This window comes from Streptomyces sp. NPDC107575, from assembly GCF_055657265.1.
In genome coordinates this window covers 608,902-626,017 of the sequence record NZ_JBVKBG010000006.1, presented here as the reverse complement: position 1 = coordinate 626,017, position 17,116 = coordinate 608,902, and the positions used below count along the sequence as shown (strand labels likewise).

At 71.6% G+C, this 17,116-nt stretch carries 11 protein-coding genes, 1 tRNA gene and 1 riboswitch; of the genes, 2 read left to right on the top strand and 10 right to left on the bottom strand.

What is annotated here, in order from left to right; translation table 11 throughout:
• Positions 1–28 precede the first annotated feature (28 nt).
• Positions 29–1,363, top strand: a complete 1,335-nt coding sequence (locus ACZ7L4_RS32340) for a PrsW family intramembrane metalloprotease (protein WP_472108119.1) — start codon at positions 29–31, stop codon at positions 1,361–1,363.
• A gap of 19 nt (positions 1,364–1,382) precedes the next feature.
• Here ACZ7L4_RS32340 and ACZ7L4_RS32335 read toward each other — a convergent pair whose 3' ends face one another.
• From ACZ7L4_RS32335 to ACZ7L4_RS32315, 5 genes are all read right to left on the bottom strand, one after another.
• Positions 1,383–2,339, bottom strand: coding sequence for an aldo/keto reductase (locus tag ACZ7L4_RS32335; RefSeq protein WP_472108117.1), 957 nt, complete (start codon positions 2,337–2,339; stop codon positions 1,383–1,385).
• Between the two features lie 125 nt (positions 2,340–2,464).
• Positions 2,465–3,517 (bottom strand): M23 family metallopeptidase, encoded by a 1,053-nt coding sequence (locus ACZ7L4_RS32330; protein WP_472108115.1) that lies wholly within the window; start codon positions 3,515–3,517, stop codon positions 2,465–2,467.
• Positions 3,518–3,528: 11 nt separating this feature from the next.
• A riboswitch (cyclic di-AMP (ydaO/yuaA leader) is annotated at positions 3,529–3,664 on the bottom strand.
• A 265-nt stretch (positions 3,665–3,929) separates the two neighbouring features.
• Entirely contained in the window at positions 3,930–5,048 is a 1,119-nt protein-coding gene (locus ACZ7L4_RS32325; protein ID WP_472108113.1) for a PP2C family protein-serine/threonine phosphatase, read from the bottom strand.
• A 187-nt stretch (positions 5,049–5,235) separates the two neighbouring features.
• A tRNA-Met gene (locus ACZ7L4_RS32320) sits at positions 5,236–5,309 on the bottom strand.
• A gap of 62 nt (positions 5,310–5,371) precedes the next feature.
• Positions 5,372–6,595, bottom strand: a complete 1,224-nt coding sequence (locus ACZ7L4_RS32315) for an alginate lyase family protein (RefSeq protein WP_472108112.1) — start codon at positions 6,593–6,595, stop codon at positions 5,372–5,374.
• A 258-nt stretch (positions 6,596–6,853) separates the two neighbouring features.
• Here ACZ7L4_RS32315 and ACZ7L4_RS32310 point away from each other — a divergent pair, with 258 nt between their 5' ends.
• Positions 6,854–9,190 carry a helix-turn-helix transcriptional regulator gene (locus tag ACZ7L4_RS32310; RefSeq protein ID WP_472108110.1) on the top strand — a complete coding sequence of 779 codons (2,337 nt, stop codon included), beginning with the start codon at positions 6,854–6,856 and terminating at the stop codon, positions 9,188–9,190.
• Positions 9,191–9,205: 15 nt separating this feature from the next.
• Here the strand turns inward: ACZ7L4_RS32310 and ACZ7L4_RS32305 are convergent, their stop codons facing one another.
• From ACZ7L4_RS32305 to ACZ7L4_RS32285, 5 genes are all read right to left on the bottom strand, one after another.
• Positions 9,206–10,579 (bottom strand): chloride channel protein, encoded by a 1,374-nt coding sequence (locus ACZ7L4_RS32305; protein ID WP_472108108.1) that lies wholly within the window; start codon positions 10,577–10,579, stop codon positions 9,206–9,208.
• 101 nt (positions 10,580–10,680) lie between these two features.
• Positions 10,681–13,035 (bottom strand): arylsulfatase, encoded by a 2,355-nt coding sequence (locus tag ACZ7L4_RS32300; protein WP_472108106.1) that lies wholly within the window; start codon positions 13,033–13,035, stop codon positions 10,681–10,683.
• Positions 13,036–13,075: 40 nt separating this feature from the next.
• Positions 13,076–14,383 carry an MFS transporter gene (locus ACZ7L4_RS32295; RefSeq protein ID WP_472108104.1) on the bottom strand — a complete coding sequence of 436 codons (1,308 nt, stop codon included), beginning with the start codon at positions 14,381–14,383 and terminating at the stop codon, positions 13,076–13,078.
• A 167-nt stretch (positions 14,384–14,550) separates the two neighbouring features.
• Positions 14,551–15,612: a zinc-binding dehydrogenase gene (locus tag ACZ7L4_RS32290; RefSeq protein ID WP_472108102.1), complete on the bottom strand. Its 1,062-nt coding sequence runs from the start codon at positions 15,610–15,612 to the stop codon at positions 14,551–14,553.
• Between the two features lie 36 nt (positions 15,613–15,648).
• On the bottom strand, positions 15,649–17,079 hold the full coding sequence (locus tag ACZ7L4_RS32285) for an aldehyde dehydrogenase family protein (protein ID WP_472108100.1): 1,431 nt from the start codon (positions 17,077–17,079) through the stop codon (positions 15,649–15,651).
• Positions 17,080–17,116: the final 37 nt, after the last annotated feature.

Sequence of the window (17,116 nt, the reverse complement as noted above, 5' to 3'; positions counted from 1 at the left end):
GGCGCGCATCCCTCGTTAGGGTCAATTGGTGGCCTCGTATCCCGTCCATCCGCACCAGCAGGGCGACGTCCTCGGCGCACACCCGAGCGGCGTGGTCCCGCACGGTGCGGTTCCGCATCCCCGCTGGTGGGAGCGGAAGGGTGTGCGGGCCACCGCGCTGGCGACGCTGCTCGCGATATCGGGCGTCGTGATCCTCGCGCTCGTCCGCGAGCAGACCGGCACGGAGGGGTTCCTGGTCGGGCTCGGGCTCGCCGTACTGCCCGTCCCCCTCCTCATATCCGCGTTCCGCTGGCTGGACCGCGTACAGCCGGGCCCCTGGCGGAACCTGATCTTCTCCTTCGCGTGGGGCGCGTGCGCGGCGGCGCTGATAGCGATCGTCGCCAACAGCTTCGCGACCCGCTGGATAGAGACCGCGACCGCCGACCCCTCAAGCGCCGACACCCTCGGCGCCACCGTCATAGCCCCGATCGTCGAGGAGTCCGCGAAGGCGGCGGCCGTGCTGCTCGTCTTCCTGTTCCGCAGACGCGACTTCACCGGAATCGTCGACGGCGTCGTCATCGCCGGGGTCACCGCCACCGGCTTCGCGTTCACCGAGAACATCCTCTACCTCGGCAACGCCTTCGGCACCGACCAGCTCTCCGGCACAGCGCCGGGACTGACCTCGGTCACCGCCGCCACCTTCTTCGTGCGCGTCGTGATGTCCCCGTTCGCGCACCCGCTGTTCACGGTCCTCACCGGCATCGGCTTCGGCATCGCCGCCGCCATGGCGCCCGGCCGCGGCCGGCTGCGCCGGATGCTGCTGCCGCTCGCGGGGCTGCTCGGCGCGATGGGCATGCACGCGTTCTGGAACGGCTCGTCGTCGTTCGGCGAGTACGGCTTCTTCGCGGTGTACGCCGCGTTCATGGTGCCGGTGTTCGGCGTGCTCACCTGGCTCTCGGTGTACGTGCGCCAGCGCGAGCTGCGCACCGTCCGCCAGGAGCTGCCCGCCTACGTCGCCGCGGGCTGGCTCGCCCCGCCGGAGCCGTTCGCACTCGGCTCGCTGAAGGCGCGGCGCCTGGCCCGCGACTTCGCCACGCACTACGGCGGCCGGGCGGCCGCGACGGCGGTCGTCGAGTACGAGGACTTCGCGACGTCCCTCGCGCTGCTGCGCCACCGCGGCCGCAAGGGCAGAGCGGGCGCGGACTTCGTGTCCCGGGAGCGGGAGCTGCTCGAGGCGCTGTGGGCGCGGCGCGGCTACGCACGCCCGGCGCTCGCGTACGGCTCCCAGATCGCGGCGCCGATGTGGCTGCCCCCGGTGTACGCGGGCCCCTTGGCGCAGGGCCCCACGTACCCCGCGTACACCTACAACCCCTACCGGTACTGAAGACGGCCCTGCCGAGGGCTCACGCGGAAGCCGCCGTCAGCCGGTCGAGCTCCGCCTGCGTCAGCCGCACGTCCGCCACCGCGAGCAGCGCCGGGAGCTGTTCGACGATCCGGGCGGACGCGATGGGCGCCGTCACCGTGGGCTGCGCGGCGAGCCAGGCGAGGGCGACCGTGGCGATCTGCGCGTCGTGGGCCTGGGCGATCTCGTCGAGGGCGGTCAGGACCCGCTGCCCGCGCTCGGTCTCCAGGTGCTTGCCCGCACCGGCGGCCCGCGCGCTGTCGACGGCGACGCCCGGCCGGTACTTGCCGGTCAGGAAGCCGGAGGCGAGCGCGTAGTAGGGCACGGATCCGAGGCCCTCACGGGCGGCGACGTCCTGGAGCGCGCCCTCGTACGTGTCGCGGGAGACGAGGTTGTAGTGCGGCTGGAGCGCGACGTAGCGGGCGAGGCCCTCGCGCTCGGAGAGGTCGAGGGCCTCCTGGAGGCGCTCGGCGGAGATGTTGGAGGCGGCGATGTGCCGTACCTTGCCGGCCTTCACCAGTTCGTCGAGGGCGCCGATGAACTCCTCGACCGGCACCTCGGGGTTGTCGTAGTGCGTGTAGTACAGGTCGATGTGGTCGGTGCCCAGACGCTTCAGGGAGGCGTCGGCCGCGGCCTTGATGTTGGCGGCGGACAGGCCCTGGTACTCGGGGTGCTGACTGCCCTTGGTGGCGATGACGACGTCGTCGCGGCGGCCACGGGAGGCCAGCCACTTGCCGATGACGGTCTCCGACTCACCGCCCCGGTTGCCGTCCACCCAGGCCGAGTACACATCGGCGGTGTCGATGAAGTTGCCGCCCGCGGCGACGTACGCGTCGAGCACCTCGAAGGACGTGGCCTCGTCGGCGGTCCAGCCGAAGACGTTGCCGCCCAGGGAGAGCGGGAAGACCTCGAGGTCGGAGGTGCCGAGCTTGCGCAGCGAGGGAGAGGAGGAAGTCATGCTCCGCCTCAACACCCGTACGGAATACGGTATTCCGTGCTCCCGCCGGAAAGTGCCCCAAGAATGGGCAAACCGGCAGCCCTGACGTCGGGGGGTCAGCGCCAGGACCGCCGGGGTTCACGGGTTCAGGGGGTGAGGCCCTTGTCGCGCAGCCACGACGCGGGGTCGACGCCGGTGGACTGGCCGTCGGGGTGGACCTCCAGGTGGAGGTGCGGCCCGGTGACATTGCCCGTGGCGCCCACGCGGCCTATGACGTCGCCGGTGGAGACCTTCTGGCCCGCGCTGACGTTGAGCGAGGACTGGTGGCAGAACCACAGCTCGGTGCCGTCGTCGAGGGTGAGCACCGTGCGGTAGCCGTACGCGCCCGCCCAGCCGGCCTCCGTGACCGTGCCGGAGTGGATGGCGCGGATCGGGGTACCGGTGGAGGCGGCGAAGTCGAGGCCCGTGTGGTAGCCGGAGGACCACATGGAGCCGGGCTGGCCGAAGGTGCCGGAGAGCGTGTACGAGGCGACCGGGAGCTTGAAGCTGGCGGCCAGCTTGCGCAGCCGCTCCTCCTCCGCCTTGCGGCGGGCCTCCGCCTCGGCCTTCTTCTTCGCGGCGAGCTCCTTGGCCTTGGCCGCGTCCTGCTTGGCAGCGGCCTCCTCGGCCGCCTTCTTGGCGGCGGCCTCCTCGGCGGCCTGCTTCGCGGTGGCGTCGGCCGCGTCCTGCTGCGTCTCGGCCTGCTGCATGATGCGGGCCCGCAGCGCCTCGCCGGCGCCGGTCTGTCCGTCGGCGGCCTCGGCCTGGGTGATTCCGGCGCCGCTCAGCGGGGAGGCGGTGGCGTCGGAGTCGGAACCGGAGTCCGAACCGTCGGACATCAGCGAGCCCACGCCCGGCAGCGACTTGGCCTCGGGCAGCGAGTCCTTGACCGCGGAGAGGTCGGGCATGGAGATGTGGACCGGCGGCTTGCCGCCCTGTGCGGTGGCGATGCCGCCCGCGCCGACGGCGGCGACCACGCCGACGCCGAGAACGGTGGAGCTGCGGGCGAATCCACCGCGGCGGCGGGCCACGCGATGCCTGCCGCGGACGGGCGCGATGGAATCCTCGGTGGGATTCCACTCCTCCCAGGTCTCCTGCTCGACGCCGGAGTCGTCTTCGGGGCCGTAGAAGAAGTCGGGGGCAGGCCGGTTGGACGCCACGGGGGCGCTCTCCTTTCCTTCCTTCTCGCCTACCGGGTTAGCTGACGGGTTCGGAGCAGGAAGGTCTCCTACGGACACCAAAGGTGTCCGATTCACCCCAAGTTGGTGGTTCCCCGGCTCCCTTGCGGGATTAGGCGCGTGCGCACGGAGCCGTCTCTTGTGACGGCTGGGACGACCGCGCTGCGTTATCGAACGTTAATAGACAGCAGACAGTAATTCCAAGCGCTTCCCACTGATCGTTCACGACTCTGGCCAGGACTTTTCGGGACACCAGTGGGCGGAATGGGGCGAGTTGACGTCACACCGTCCCCACATTCAACGAACTCAACCTTCTGACGGTACGTCAATTGTTATGCGGAGCGACGCCGTTCGACTACGGTCGGCTACCTCGGGTAACAAACGATCAAGGAACTCAGGTGCGCCGCACGGCGAGCAGCGCCATGTCGTCCGTCGTCCCGTTGCCGGTGTGCGCGCGCACCTCCGCGGCGAGGGCCGCGAGGAGTTCCTCGGGCCCGGGGAAGACGCGGCCCGACAGCCGGGCCGCCGGATCGTAGAAGCGGCCGCTCGCGTCGCGCGCCTCGGAGAGCCCGTCGGTGTAGAGCAGCAGCGTGGCCGCGGACGGGAACGCCGCCTCGACGGCCCGGTCGGGCCAGCTGCCGAGTTCGCTCATGCCGAGCGGCAGCGCCGCCTGGGACGGGTCGAGTGCGCGTACGGTGCCGTCGCCGAGCAACAGCAGCGGGGCGGGGTGGCCGCGGTTGAGGACCCGGACGAGGTCGACGCCGTGCGGGATCTCGGCGAGCACCGCGGTGGTGAAGCCCTCGAAGTCGTCGATGCCGCTGCGCCGGGTGCCCTCGCGGGCCAGGGCCCGCTCCAGGCGCTGGGCGACCGCCTCCAGGGAGCCCTCCTGCTCCGCGGCCTCCCGGAACGCCCCGATGACGACGGCGACCGCGGCGACCGCGCCGAGCCCCTTGCCGCGCACGTCACCGACGATGATCCGGATGCCGTGCGGGGTGTCCTGGACCGCGTACAGGTCGCCGCCGATGAACGCGTCGGCCTGCGCCGCCTCGTAGCGCGCCGCGATGGCGAGGCCGCCGAGCCGCCGGGCCGGTTCGGGCAGCACCGCCAGCTGCGCGGCCTGGGCGATCTCGCGGGCGGAGGCCAGCTGCTCGTAGCTGCGGTAGACGATCCTGTTGAGCACACAGGCCAGCAGGCAGACGGTGGCCACGGTGACGATCTCCGTGACGAACACGGAGTCGAGGTGCTCCGTGAAGCGCAGGTGCACCGCGACGATCGCGCCGATCGACACCACGCCCACCAGGACCGTCGCGCCGAGCGAGAAGAACGGGGCGGCCACCAGGGGCGCCGCGCTGAACAGGGGGGCGCCGGGGAAGCCGCTGGGGGTGACGTACTCGTAGACCGCGCCGCCGATGACGAGCAGCAGGGGCAGCAGCCGCAGGAAGACCCGGGTGGTCGCGGCATCGGAGCCGTGCCTCCTCCGTCTCCCGCCGGTGCCTCCTGTTCGCTGCCCCACCACTCGTCTCCTGCCGCTCCCTGCCAGCTTCCGGCGTCTCACCAAGAGTTCCTGCACGGGGACGCGGAGGCGAGCAGGGGTGGGCCGTACGGGTGGGGAACGTGACGGGCGCAACACGGGCGAGCGTGCGCAAACACAAATGAACAGAGGCCGGAATCTCGATGAGATTCCGGCCTCTGTTCTTCAGTAGCGGGGACAGGATTTGAACCTGCGACCTCTGGGTTATGAGCCCAGCGAGCTACCGAGCTGCTCCACCCCGCGCCGTTGTGTTCACAACTCTACGCCATCAGGGGGAGTGAACGCGAATCGCTTCGCGTGACCGCTCACGCGGCGGCGTGCGTGAGCGTCTCCCACGCCACGAACAGGTCGTCCGTCCCCTCGGGGCGCTGCTTCCTGGTGAGCTTCTCGGTCTGCGGGAGATCCATCTTCAGCCGCCCCTGAAGGTGCTGGAGGCCGACCTCCGTGTCGGGCCCCATGTCCCGCTGCACCTTCCCGCCGCACAGCCAGGACGGGGCCTTGGTGCCCAGCTGGTACTTGGAGTGCAGTTCGAGCGCGGCGGCGAGCCGGTCCTTCACCTCTCCGTACAGGTCGACGCCCTGGTGCCAGGCGGTCTCGGCCATGTGGGAGGTGGCGGCGAGGGAGTAGCTGGCGTGCTTGAAGTTGCGGCAGGTCTCCTGGGCGAGCCCGTCCTTGAAGGTCTTCTGCCCGAACCAGTACGTCTGCAGTTCCTTCGGGGTGTCGATGCCGCTGCCCTTCGGCTTCACCGGCAGCTTCCCGTCGGAGGACAGGTAGAAGTACGCGGGGACGCGGGCCCTGAAGTGCCCGACGGCCTGGTCGAAGGCGCGCTGGTCGTTCAGGTAGACGCCCATGCTCATGGTTGCGTCGGCCATCACCAGGTCCCAGTTGCCGTTGAAGTCGGCGGAGCCGCCGCGCACTTCGGGCAGGTAGGCCTCGCGGAGCATCCGCTGGAACTTCAGCTCCTGCCCGTCCGGCCAGTCCTTGTACGTGTACTGCATCAGCTCGCCGGCCTTCGCCCAGGACGCGCCGGCCCAGGCGGCCTGCAGCCCGGCGTTGTCCTCGGTGTGCCCGGTGACCTTGTCCGACCAGGCGTTCATGATCTCGACGGCCTTGGCGGCGTGCGCCTTGTCGCGGGTGATGTTCCAGAGCAGGGCCTGCGTATAGGCGGCGATGGCGTCCTCGCGCTCCTCGACGCAGCCCTGTCCCGCCTCGGCGTCGAAGGGGCACTCGACGGTCGCGTACGGCTTGGCCTCGTAGTCGAGGTCGGCGTACTTGCTGGTGCTCATCTCCTTGTACGCGGAGATCCACGGCTCCTGTTTGCGGGCCACGTGGTCGCGGACCGCGGCCAGTTGGTCCTTGCCGACCAGGACGCCGGGGTGCGCGAAGGGGCCGCCGGAGGGCCGGTGCTCGGGGTGCGCCCCCACGTCGGAGTCGGTCCGTGTGGACGCGCCGCACGCCGTCGCGGCCACCACCAACAGGGGGACGAGTCCCCCCAGAAGAACGCGTCGCGTCCGTGCGCCCGCTGCCATGCAACACCTCCGGTCGGATCATTGGCAGCCTGACGCGTGCGGGCGGTCGGCGCAGGATCTGTTGCGCCGGTCGTGTGCGGGCGGCCGGTGGCCTCTCCCGCCGCCCTTCTTGTCGCTTCTTGCCGTGCTTCCCACCGCCTTCGGACTCTTCTCGACTCTTTCGGACGCTTTCGGACTACGGGCACCAGTTCCGCGCCCCGCGGACTACGGTGCTGCTCTTCTCTTACGACCCGCTCCCACCGGGAAGAGGCGATCGAAGTGAAGGCCGAGCGGCGCCCCGGTGATCTGCCCGTCGAGGTGACGAGCTTCGTCGGCCGCACCGAGGAGATCGCGACGGCCACCCAACTCCTGGGCCGGGTACGCCTGGTGACCTTTCTCGGGCCCGGCGGCGTCGGCAAGACCAGGACCGCGCTGCGCGTCGCCGCCCGCCTCGCGAAGGAACTGCCCGACGGGGTCTGCCTGGTGGCGCTGTCGTCGCTGACCGACCCCGATCTGCTCGCGCACTCCGTGTCCGCGGCGCTCGGCCTTCCGGAGCAGCCGAACCGCTCGCAGCTCGACGTCCTCGTGGACCATCTGGAGGACCGCGAACTGCTGCTGGTGCTCGACACCTGCGAGCACATCGTGGACGCCTGCGGAATGCTCGCCGACATCCTGCTGCGCAGCGCACCGGCCGTGCGGATCCTGGCGACCAGCCGCGAACCCCTCGACGTACCCGGCGAGCACGCCTTCCCGGTCATGCCGCTCGCCGTGCCCGCCGCAGCGGACGGCCCGCGGACCGACACCGACGCCATGCGGCTGTTCGCCGACCGCGCCGCCGCCGTGGTGCCCGGGTTCGCGCTGAACGACGACAACCGGCAGGCCGTCGCCGCCCTGTGCCGGCGGCTCGACGGCATCCCGCTGGCCATCGAGCTCGCGGCGGTGCGGCTGCGCGCCCTGTCCCTCGCGCAGATCGTGGACCGGCTCACCAGCAGGTTCCGGGTGCTGACCGGCGGCAGCAAGGTGGCCCTGCCGCGGCACAAGACGCTGCGCACGGCCATCGACTGGAGTCACGACCTGTGCTCGCCGCAGGAACGGCTGCTGTGGGCCCGCCTCTCGATGTTCGCCGGCGACTTCGACCTGCCGTCCGTGGAGGACATCTGCTCCGACGACCTGCTGCCCGCCGACGAGATCGTCGAGCAACTGATCGGGCTCGTCGACAAGTCGGTGGTGCTGCGCGCCGACGACACGGACGGGGTCCGCTACCGGCTGCTCGACACCCTGCGCGAGTACGGCGCGGAGCGCCTCGCCGAGCGCGCGGACGGGCACGCCGTGCGGGTCCGCCACCGCGACCACTACCTGGAACTGGCCCGGTGGTTCGAGGCCGAGTGGGCGGGCGACGAGCAGATGCCGCGCTTCCACCGGCTGCTGCGCGAGCGCGCCAATCTGCGGGTGGCGCTCGAGTTCTCGTACTCCTCACCGCAGGAGGCGCACACCGGGCTGACCCTTGCCACCACCCTGTGGGCGTTCTGGTTCTGCGCGGCACGCCTCTCGGAGGGGCGGTACTGGCTGCACAAGGGCCTCGACCTCGTGCCCGAACCGGTCGCCGAGCGCTCGATGGCCCTGCGCTACGCGGGCTGGTACGCGGCGGTGCAGGGCGACCACTCCCCCCAGCTGCCGCTGATGCTGGGCGAGGCCTGCGACATCGCCGTACGGCTCGGGGACGAGCGGCTGCACGCGCACGCGCAGGCCGTCCTCGGCTGCGTCCACCTGGCGATGGGACGCCCCGAGGCGGCGGTCGAGCTGTACGAGGCCGCCCACGTCACGCTGCGCGCGCTCGACGACCGGGTCGGCATCCTCATGTACGCGTACCACCTGGGCTTCCTGCACATGATGCTGGGCGATCTGGAGGCCGCCTGCGCCCACTACGACACGACGCTGTCCATGGCGGGCGCCGAGGAGCGCTGGAACCGGGGCTGGGCCGCCTGCCACAAGGCGGTCGCCCTGTGGCTGATGGGCGAGCGCGAGGAGTGCGCCCGGCTCGCCCGCGTGGCGGCCCGCTGCAAGTACGACCTGGAGGACCACCTCTGCATCGCGCACTCCCTGGAACCGCTGGCCTGGATCGCCGCGGAGGACCCCGAGCAGTGCGCGCGGGCGGCCTGGCTGCTGGGCGCCATCGCCGGCCTCTACCGCAGGTGCGGGGCCGCCCCGATGTTCGGCGTCGCCATGCTGCAGGAGTTCCAGTACGCGGCCGAGTCACAGGCCCGTCGGGTCCTCGGCGACAGCGCGTACGACTCGGCGTTCCGGGCCGGCGCCATCGCCCCGGTCGACCAGGTGATCGCCCGCGCCACCGGCGACGAGCCGCCCGCGCCCGCGGTCGAGCCCGACGAACAGGTCACCCCGCTGGGCGTGCTCACCCGCCGGGAGCGCGAGGTCGCAGCGCTGGTCGCCGAGGGCCTGTCGAACCGTCAGATCGCGCAGCGCCTCGTCATCTCCAAGCGCACCGCCGACGCGCACGTCGAGCACATCCTGACCAAGCTCGGCTTCTCCTCCCGGGCCCAGATCGCCAGCCTGGTCGGCGAGTCGAGCGGCAGCGCTCCCCAGCCGGACCTCGGCTGACGCCGCGGGGGCCGGTCACCCGGCCGGGCCGCCCGACGCCTCGCGGACCTCGCCCCGCCGGTTCATCAGCAGCACCGTCAGATGGGAGACCACGGCGGTGGCCACGATCAGCGGCATCTGGTCGAAGGCGTCCGCGCCCAGGAGCAGCACCGTCAGCGCCGCGCCGCACAGCGGCAGTCCCAGCACGGCCGTCGCCGACGCGCAGATGCCGAGGGCGAGGGCGGGCGCCGCGCCCAGGCCGGGAAGTCCCGTGCAGGCGACGGACACGGCCGCGCCGAGCAGCAGCGCCGGGAAGATGGGGCCGCCGCGCAGGCTGCCGAGACTGAGGCCCCACGCGAGGCCCTTGCACACGACCAGCGCGAGCAGCGCCGCGACGGACCAGGCGCTCGGCTGCGCGGCAAGTTCGGCGAGGGTCTCCTGCCCGGAGAGCGCCGCCTCCCCCGGCGAGCGCCCGGTGATCAGCGCGTACGCGGCGAGGCAGCCGCCGACGGCCAGCGCACACAGAACGGTGCGGGTCGCCGTGTTCTGCTGCCCCGTCCAGCCCGCTGTCCGGCGGCCCATGCGGCGTACGAGAGTGAGGGCGCAGGCGATGAGCGCCGCGAGCGGCAGGCCCCACAGGAAGTCGCCCACGTCCGGGTTGGCCATGGGCGGCACCGTGGGCAGTGCGAGGCCGCCCGTTTCCAGCCCCGTCCACGTACCGAAGCCGGTGAACACCAGCGCCCCCGCCGCGCTCGCCGTCAGACACGGCAGCAGCAGCGCGGCCAGCCGCGCGCCGCCGAGGCCCGCCGCCTCGACCACGAGGAGGGCGGACACCAGCGGCCCGCCCAGGATCGTGGAGATCGCGGCGGTGGACCCGGCCGTCGCCACGACCCCCGCCGTACGCGGATCGTCCCCGCCCCTGATCCTGCGCACGGCCAGCAGGGCGAGCGCGCTGCCGACCGCCATGAGCGGCGCCTCGGGCCCCAGCACCACGCCCAGCGGCAGCGTGACCAGTGCGGCCAGGGCCACCCCCGGCAGTTCGCGGGGCCCGATGGGCGCGCCACCGAGCCCGTTGACCGGCAGGTGCCCGCCGTGCCCCGGCATCCGCGTGACGATGGGCGCGAGCACGAGCCCGGCGACGCCGAGCGCCGGCAGCGGCCACCACCAGGGCGCCTCCGCGTACCCGACGGCCTTCGGCAGCGACGTCCAGACCTCGTGCTGCAGCCAGTGCTGCAGACTCACGAAGAAGAAGCACGCCAGGGCGATGGGAACGCCGAGCAGCAGGGACAGCAGCAGAACGCGCAGGTAGTGACGACTGAGCACCACGCGGTAGGTCGCCGCTTCGATGTCGACCGGTTCGGCGTCCTGCGGACCGGCGCCCTTGGGTTCGGCTTCCGCGGGTGGCGTCACTCCGTAGTCCATACGCACATCGGCATGACGCCCATCCAAGGGCACAGCGGCCGCTCACGCCCGCCCGGCGTGCCCGAACGGGGCACGCCGGGCGTGGTGCGTCACTGGCGGTGCAGCGCCATCCGGAGTTCGGCGTCCGGGTCCTCGGACGGGCCGTGGCCCCGGCGGAGTTCGACCGTGCGGACGCGGCCCGCCAGTTCCTTCGGCCCCCGGTAGCCGGGCCAGACCGTGAGGACGTCACGACCGGTGCGCAGGCCGTCGGCCTGCAGCCCGTACACCAGCGCGTTGGTGCGCGGCACGTCCGCCTCGGCCACGGCCGCGCCGTCCACCGAGAGGCGGGCGCGGCCCGCGTGTTCGCCGGTCCTCTCGAAGTCGAGCAGCACCTCGTGCTCGCCCGGCCTCAGATCCGCGGCGGATTCGAGGACGGTGAATTCCTTGCCCAGCAGGTTCGACACGTAGAAGACGCGGCTGTCCTGGACGCACAGGAGGTAGCCGCCCTCCGGTCCGCCGTCGGCGACCAGGACGCCGCCAGTAGCGGGGTCCTCGATGTGCGCGCGGACGCGGATCGAGTGCGAGGTGTTGCGCACGATCGGAGTGGAGCGCATGTCGAGGTGGACGTGGTCGTCGTAGCGGTAGACGTCGCGCGCTTCGAGGACGTCCGGCTCGTCCATCGAGCGCTCGGCCAGCCGGTCGTCCAGCGGCAGCACCTGGTGGCGCCCGGCCTCCTCCCACCACAGGTCGACGAGTTCCTTGAGCTTGTCGGGCCGGTCCTGCGCGAGATCGTTCACCTCGGAGACGTCGGTGTCCGCGTGGTACAGCTCCCACACGTCCGCGTCGAAGTCGCCGTCGTTCAGCGGGTGGTCGATCCGGCCGAGGCGGGTGTTGATCGCCTTCGACCAGTGCAGGGTGACGGCCTTCCAGCCGTCCTTCCACATCGCCCGGTGCCCGAACATCTCGAAGTACTGGGAGGTCCGGCTCGTCGGGGCGGCGGCGTCGCCGAACGAGTAGCGCATCGACAGGCCGTCGACCGGGAGCTGTTCGTGGCCGTCGACGACCTCGGGCATCGGGGTGCCGGCGGCGTCGAGGACGGTCGCCGCGATGTCGGTGGCGCTGTGGAACTGGGACCTGATGCCGCCGTGGTCCGTGATCGCGTCCGGCCAGTGCACGACGAACGGCACACGGGTGCCGCCTTCGTGGCAGAAGGACTTGTAGAGGCGGTTGGGGGTGTTGCCCGCCATCGCCCAGCCCGTCGCGTAGTGCGGCTGGGTGGTGGGGCCGCCCCACTCGTCGAGCAGCTCGGTCATCTCCTCGACGGTGTCGCGCACTCCGTTGAAGTACCGGGTCTCGGACGAGATGCCGTCGGGGCCGCCCTCCGCGCTCGCGCCGTTGTCGGAGACGACCATGAAGAGCGTGTTGTCGAGCTGGCCCTGCTCCCGCAGGCTCTCGACGAGGCGGCCGATCTGGTGGTCGGTGTGGGCGACGAAGGCCGCGTACACCTCCATCTGGCGTGCGTACAGGCGGCGTTCGGTGTCGGAGAGACTGTCCCAGGGCCGGATGCCCGGATTGCGGTCCGGAAGGACGGTCTCCTCGGGTACGAGGCCGAGTTCCTTCTGGCGGGCCAGGGTCTCGTCGCGGATCACGTCCCAGCCGTCGTCGAACCGGCCCTCGTACTTCTCGATCCAGTCGGCCGGCGCGTGATGCGGTGCGTGTGCGGCGCCGAAGGCCAGGTGGAGGAAGACCGGCTTGCTGGGGGTCACCAGCTTGCGTTCCCGGATCCAGTCGACGCACTTGTCGACCAGGTCCTCGCTGAGGTGGTACTCGCCCTCCTCCGCTTCGCTCCGACGGGGCACCCGGTGGTTGTCCTCGTACAGGTTCGGGTTCCAGTGGTCGTCGTCGGCGCCGATGAACCCGTAGAACCGGTCGAAGCCCTGCCCCAGCGGCCAGCGCAGATACGGGCCGGCCGGAGTGGACTCCGTCGGCGGCGTGAGGTGCCACTTGCCGGCGGCGAGGGTGCTGTAACCCCCCTGCTGCATCACGCGGGAGATCATCGCCGCGCTCTTCGGGATACGGGCGTTGTAGCCGGGGTAGCCGGTGGCCCTCTCCATGATCATGCCGATGCCGACCGAGTGGTGATTGCGCCCGGTCATCAACGAGGCCCGCGTCGGTGAACACATCGCCGCGGCATGGAAGTTGCTGTACCGCAGCCCATGGGCGGCCAGGCCGTCGATCGCGGGTGTCTCGATGCGGCCGCCGAGTCCGCCGAAGCAGCCGAGCTGCGCGAAGCCGACGTCGTCGAGGACGACCATCACCACGTTCGGGGCGTCCGGGCCGGGTGTCGGCTGTACCGGCCATGCCTCCTGGGAAGCGGCCACGTTCGCGCCGACCGTCCCCGGGAAGGGCGTGCCCTCGGGGTAGGTCCGCTTCGGTGCCGCACTGCTGCGCGGTTCGGTCTGCATGTCACTTCCTCTGGTGGTGTGTGCGGGGGCGGGGCGGGCGTCAGCGCAGGCTCAGGCGGCGCGCCTCGCGGTCGGGGTCCACCCACAGCGCGACGGCGAGACCGCCGAGGATCATGCCGAGCGCGGGTACGAGGAATCCGATGCGGTAGCCGACGCCGGGCTCGTCGAAGGCGCCGACGAGCGCGCCCATCAGGGCCGGGGCGGCGATGCCCGCGGACGTCATGACGGCGGTGCCGATGCCGAGCGCCGCGCCGCGCTGCCTGACCGGCGAGATGTCGACGACCACCAGCGTGCTGAAGATGAACATGATGCTGGGAGCGCTGAACGCGACCGTGAACAGGGCCATTTGGACCAGGTTCGAGAACTCCGCGAAGAGCGCCGCCGCGAGCGCGCCGCCGGATACGAGCAGGATCACCGCGCTCGTACCGGCCCGCGCGGCCCGCCGGCTCGCGCCCCGCCGCATCCACACAGCGGCAAGGACCGGCACGGCGAGCTCCAGGACCACGGCCACCGCGCGCGGCACCGCGAGGAAGGAACCCGCCTGCTGTTCGCTGAACCCCTCGACGTCCTCCAGGTACGCAGGGAGCCACGTCAGCATCAGCGCGATGGTGAAGTACGCGGCGAAGCCTCCCGCGGACATGGCCACGAACGACCGGGACAGCAGCAGTTTCCGGTAGGAGACGCGCGGCTCCTCGTCCGTGCTGGTGGATACGTCCTGGTCCCGGCCCGCCCCGAACGTCGTCAGCGGCCCTTCCTTGCCGACGAAGAACCAGACGACGGCCCAGACGGCCCCGGCGACGGCCAGCGTGATGAACGGGGCCCGCCAGCCGTGGTGCACGGTCAGCCACGTCAGCACCGGCGCGATCACCACGCCGAGCGCGGCGCCGATGTTCACCACGGCGGTCGGCAGGGAGCGCTTGCTGTCCGGGAACCACTTCTGCACGGAGTGCTGCGCGATGCCGATCGTCGGCCCCTCGGCGGCCCCCAGCAGGATGCGGCTGCCGAGCAGCGCGGGCAGCGTCGCGACGAGCACGATCGGCATCATCGCGACGGACCAGACCACCGCCATGCCGAGGAGCACCCACTTCGTGCTCATCCGGTTGGCGAGGAAGCCGACGGCGACGCTGGAGACGCCGAACAGGAAGAAGAAGGAACTGGCGACGAGGCCGTACTGCGCCTTGCTGAGGTCGAGTTCGTGCATCAGCGGCTTCGCCGCGATGCCGAGGACGACCTTGTCGCCGAAGTTGACGACCATGAGCACGGTCAGCAGTGCGGTGATCAACCAGGCCTGTCCGCGCCGTGGTTGGGCCTGAGCGGGGCGGCGGTCGGCGTCGGGCGGGCCGTCCACAGCAACCGGTTCCGTGTGCGGGTGAGGTGACATCTCGGGGCCGTCCTCTGAGACGAAGCGGTGGGTCCAAGAACTGCGGGGCCGTCAACCGGGTGGGGGGCCGTGATCGGCCGAAGCCGCCCCGCGCCCTCCGTGGGGGCGCGGGGCAGCGGCTGTGGTGCGGGCGGTCACATCGTCGTGAGCGCCCGGCCGAGGATCTTGCCCTGGGCCAGGTCGGTGACCGCCTTGGTGATGTCGTCCAGCGGGTAGCGGTCGGTCACGAAGGCGTTGAGGTCGAACTTGCCCGTGTGGTGCCAGTCGAGGAACGTCGCGATGTCGTCCTGGACGCAGCCGCCCGCCGTGGTGCCGATCAGCGACTTCTGGCCGGTCAGCATGTTGCCGTTGATCTGCTGGGCGATGTTCAGCTCGAGGGGCTTCTTGGGCAGGCCCACGATGACGGCCGTGCCGCCCATGTTCACGCCGAGGCGGCCGGGGCGGGCCGCGTTGATGGCGTTGGTGACGGTGTCCGGCAGGGCGACGCAGTCGACGGCCACGTCCACGCCGCCGCCGGTGATCTCGACGATCCTCTCGACGGGGCTGCCCTCGCTGCCGTCGATGGTGTGCGTGGCACCGAACTTCTTGGCGAACTCCAGCTTGTCCGCGCCGAGGTCGACCGCGATGACGTTCTTGGCGCCGCGGATGGAGGCGGCCGCGACGGCGGAGAGGCCGACCCCGCCGACGCCGAACACGGCGACGCTGCCGCCGGCCTGCACCGGGGCCACATTGCTGACGGCACCCGCGCCGGTCAGCACGGCGCAGCCGACGACCGAGACGACGTCCTGGTGGCTCCGGTCGTCGAGCGGGACGACGTACAGCTCGTCCGCGAGGCAGTGCTCGGCCCAGGTGTAGACGTTGGGCGAGTACGCGGTGCCCAGGCCCGGGATGTCGAGGGAGGCGCGGGTCGGGGTGCGGTCGGATGCGCGCGGCAGCCAGGTCACCATGACCTTCGCGCCCTCCGCGACGTGCGTGACCTCGCTGCCGGTGGCGACGACCGTGCCGTAGCCCTCGTGCCCGAAGAGCATCGGGTCGGGGTGCGGGGCGTGCATCCAGAACAGCTGGCTCTGGCAGACGCCGCTGGCGTGCATCTCGACGAGGACGTCGTGCGGGCCGGGGTCGGGCAGCGTGACCTCACGCAGCTCGATCGGGGTGCCGGGCTTGTCCTGGACGACGATGCGGGTGGGAGTGGGCATGGTGGTGCTCCTGATTCAAGGGGTACGAGGGAGGTGTCAGACGCCGGGCCACGGGCTGGGCAGCGGGCCCTCGGCGACGCGGAGCGTGACGCGCTTGGTGCGGGTGCAGCCCGCGACGGCGTCCTCGCCGTAGGCGTTGCCGAGGCCGCTGTCCTTGAAGCCGCCGAACGGCAGGGCGGAGTCCATGACGAGCGGGGTGTTGCCGTGCACGACGCCCGCGTCGATCGCCTCGGTCATACGGATCATGCGGCCCATGTCGCGGGTCCACACGTAGCTGCTCAGGCCCAGCTCACCGGCGTTGGCCAGTTCGACGGCCTCGGCCTCGGTGGTGAAGGTCTGCACGGTGAGGACCGGGCCGAAGACCTCTTCCCGCGCGATCCTCATGTCGGGGCGCACGCCCTCCAGCAGGGTCGGCCGCACGTAGAAGCCGATGCCCTCGGGGTCGACCGCGCCGCCGCCCGTGAGCGCGACGGCGCCGTCGGCCTGCGCCTCCTCCAGCATGGCGAGGACCTTCTCGTACTGGCCGCGCGAGACCAGCGGGCCGACCATGGTGCCCTTGGCGTTGGGGTCGCCGACGGTGACCTTCTCCATCCGGGTCCGTACCTCTTCGACGAACTTCTCGGCGATGTCGGCGTGCACGACGAGGCGGCTCGAAGCGGCGCAGATCTGCCCGGCGTTGACGAGGATGCCGAGGACGGCGGCGCGGGCGGCCGAGTCCAGGTCGGCGTCGTCGAAGACGACGATGGGCGACTTGCCGCCCATCTCCAGGGTGAGCTTCTTGAACGTGTCGGCGGCGGCGTGCGCGATGGCGCGGCCGGTCGGCACCGAGCCGGTGAAGGAGACGCCCGCGACCTTGGGGTTCCCGCACAGCGCGGCGCCGGTGGCACCGTCACCGGTGACGACCTTCAGGACGCCCGCCGGGATCCCGGCCTCCTCGGCCAGCTCGGCGAGCCGCACCGCGGACAGCGGCGACAGCTCGGACGGCTTCACGATGACGGAGTTCCCGCAGGCCAGGGCCGGGGTGACGCGGGCCATGAAGGCGTGCGACGGGGCGTTCCACGGCAGCACCACCACGTACACGCCGAGCGGCTCCACCACGCTGTACGAGAGACGGCCGGGGACGTCGGCGAGCTGCTGGCCGAAGAGCTTGTCGGCGCGACCTGCCCAGTAACGGGCGTGCCGGGCACCGCGGTTGGCCTCCATCATCGCGTCCGGGAGGTTCTTGCCGGTGCACTGCACGTCCAGCCGGGCGAGCTCCTGGTAGGCGGCCTCGACCAGCTCGCCCCACTTCCACAGCAGGACGCTGCGGGCCTCACCCGGCAGCGCGGCCCACTCCCGCTGGGCGACGGCGGACGCCTCGACGGCCTGGTCGCACTCCTGCGGGTTGTGGTTGTGGACCTCGGTGACGACCTTCTCGGTGGCCGGGTCGACGATCTCGATCACGGACGACTGCTGGCTGTTGGGCATGGAGCAAGAACCTTTCGTACTGTCACCGGCCCACGGG

What these genes read in the sequence shown, in the direction of transcription:
- ACZ7L4_RS32335 (WP_472108117.1), bottom strand. Translation starts at nt 2,339, where the DNA reads ATGACTTCCTCCTCTCCCTCGCTGCGCAAGCTCGGCACCTCCGACCTC.
- ACZ7L4_RS32315 (WP_472108112.1), bottom strand. Translation starts at nt 6,595, where the DNA reads ATGGCAGCGGGCGCACGGACGCGACGCGTTCTTCTGGGGGGACTCGTC.
- ACZ7L4_RS32300 (WP_472108106.1), bottom strand. Translation starts at nt 13,035, where the DNA reads ATGCAGACCGAACCGCGCAGCAGTGCGGCACCGAAGCGGACCTACCCC.
- ACZ7L4_RS32290 (WP_472108102.1), bottom strand. Translation starts at nt 15,612, where the DNA reads ATGCCCACTCCCACCCGCATCGTCGTCCAGGACAAGCCCGGCACCCCG.
- ACZ7L4_RS32285 (WP_472108100.1), bottom strand. Translation starts at nt 17,079, where the DNA reads ATGCCCAACAGCCAGCAGTCGTCCGTGATCGAGATCGTCGACCCGGCC.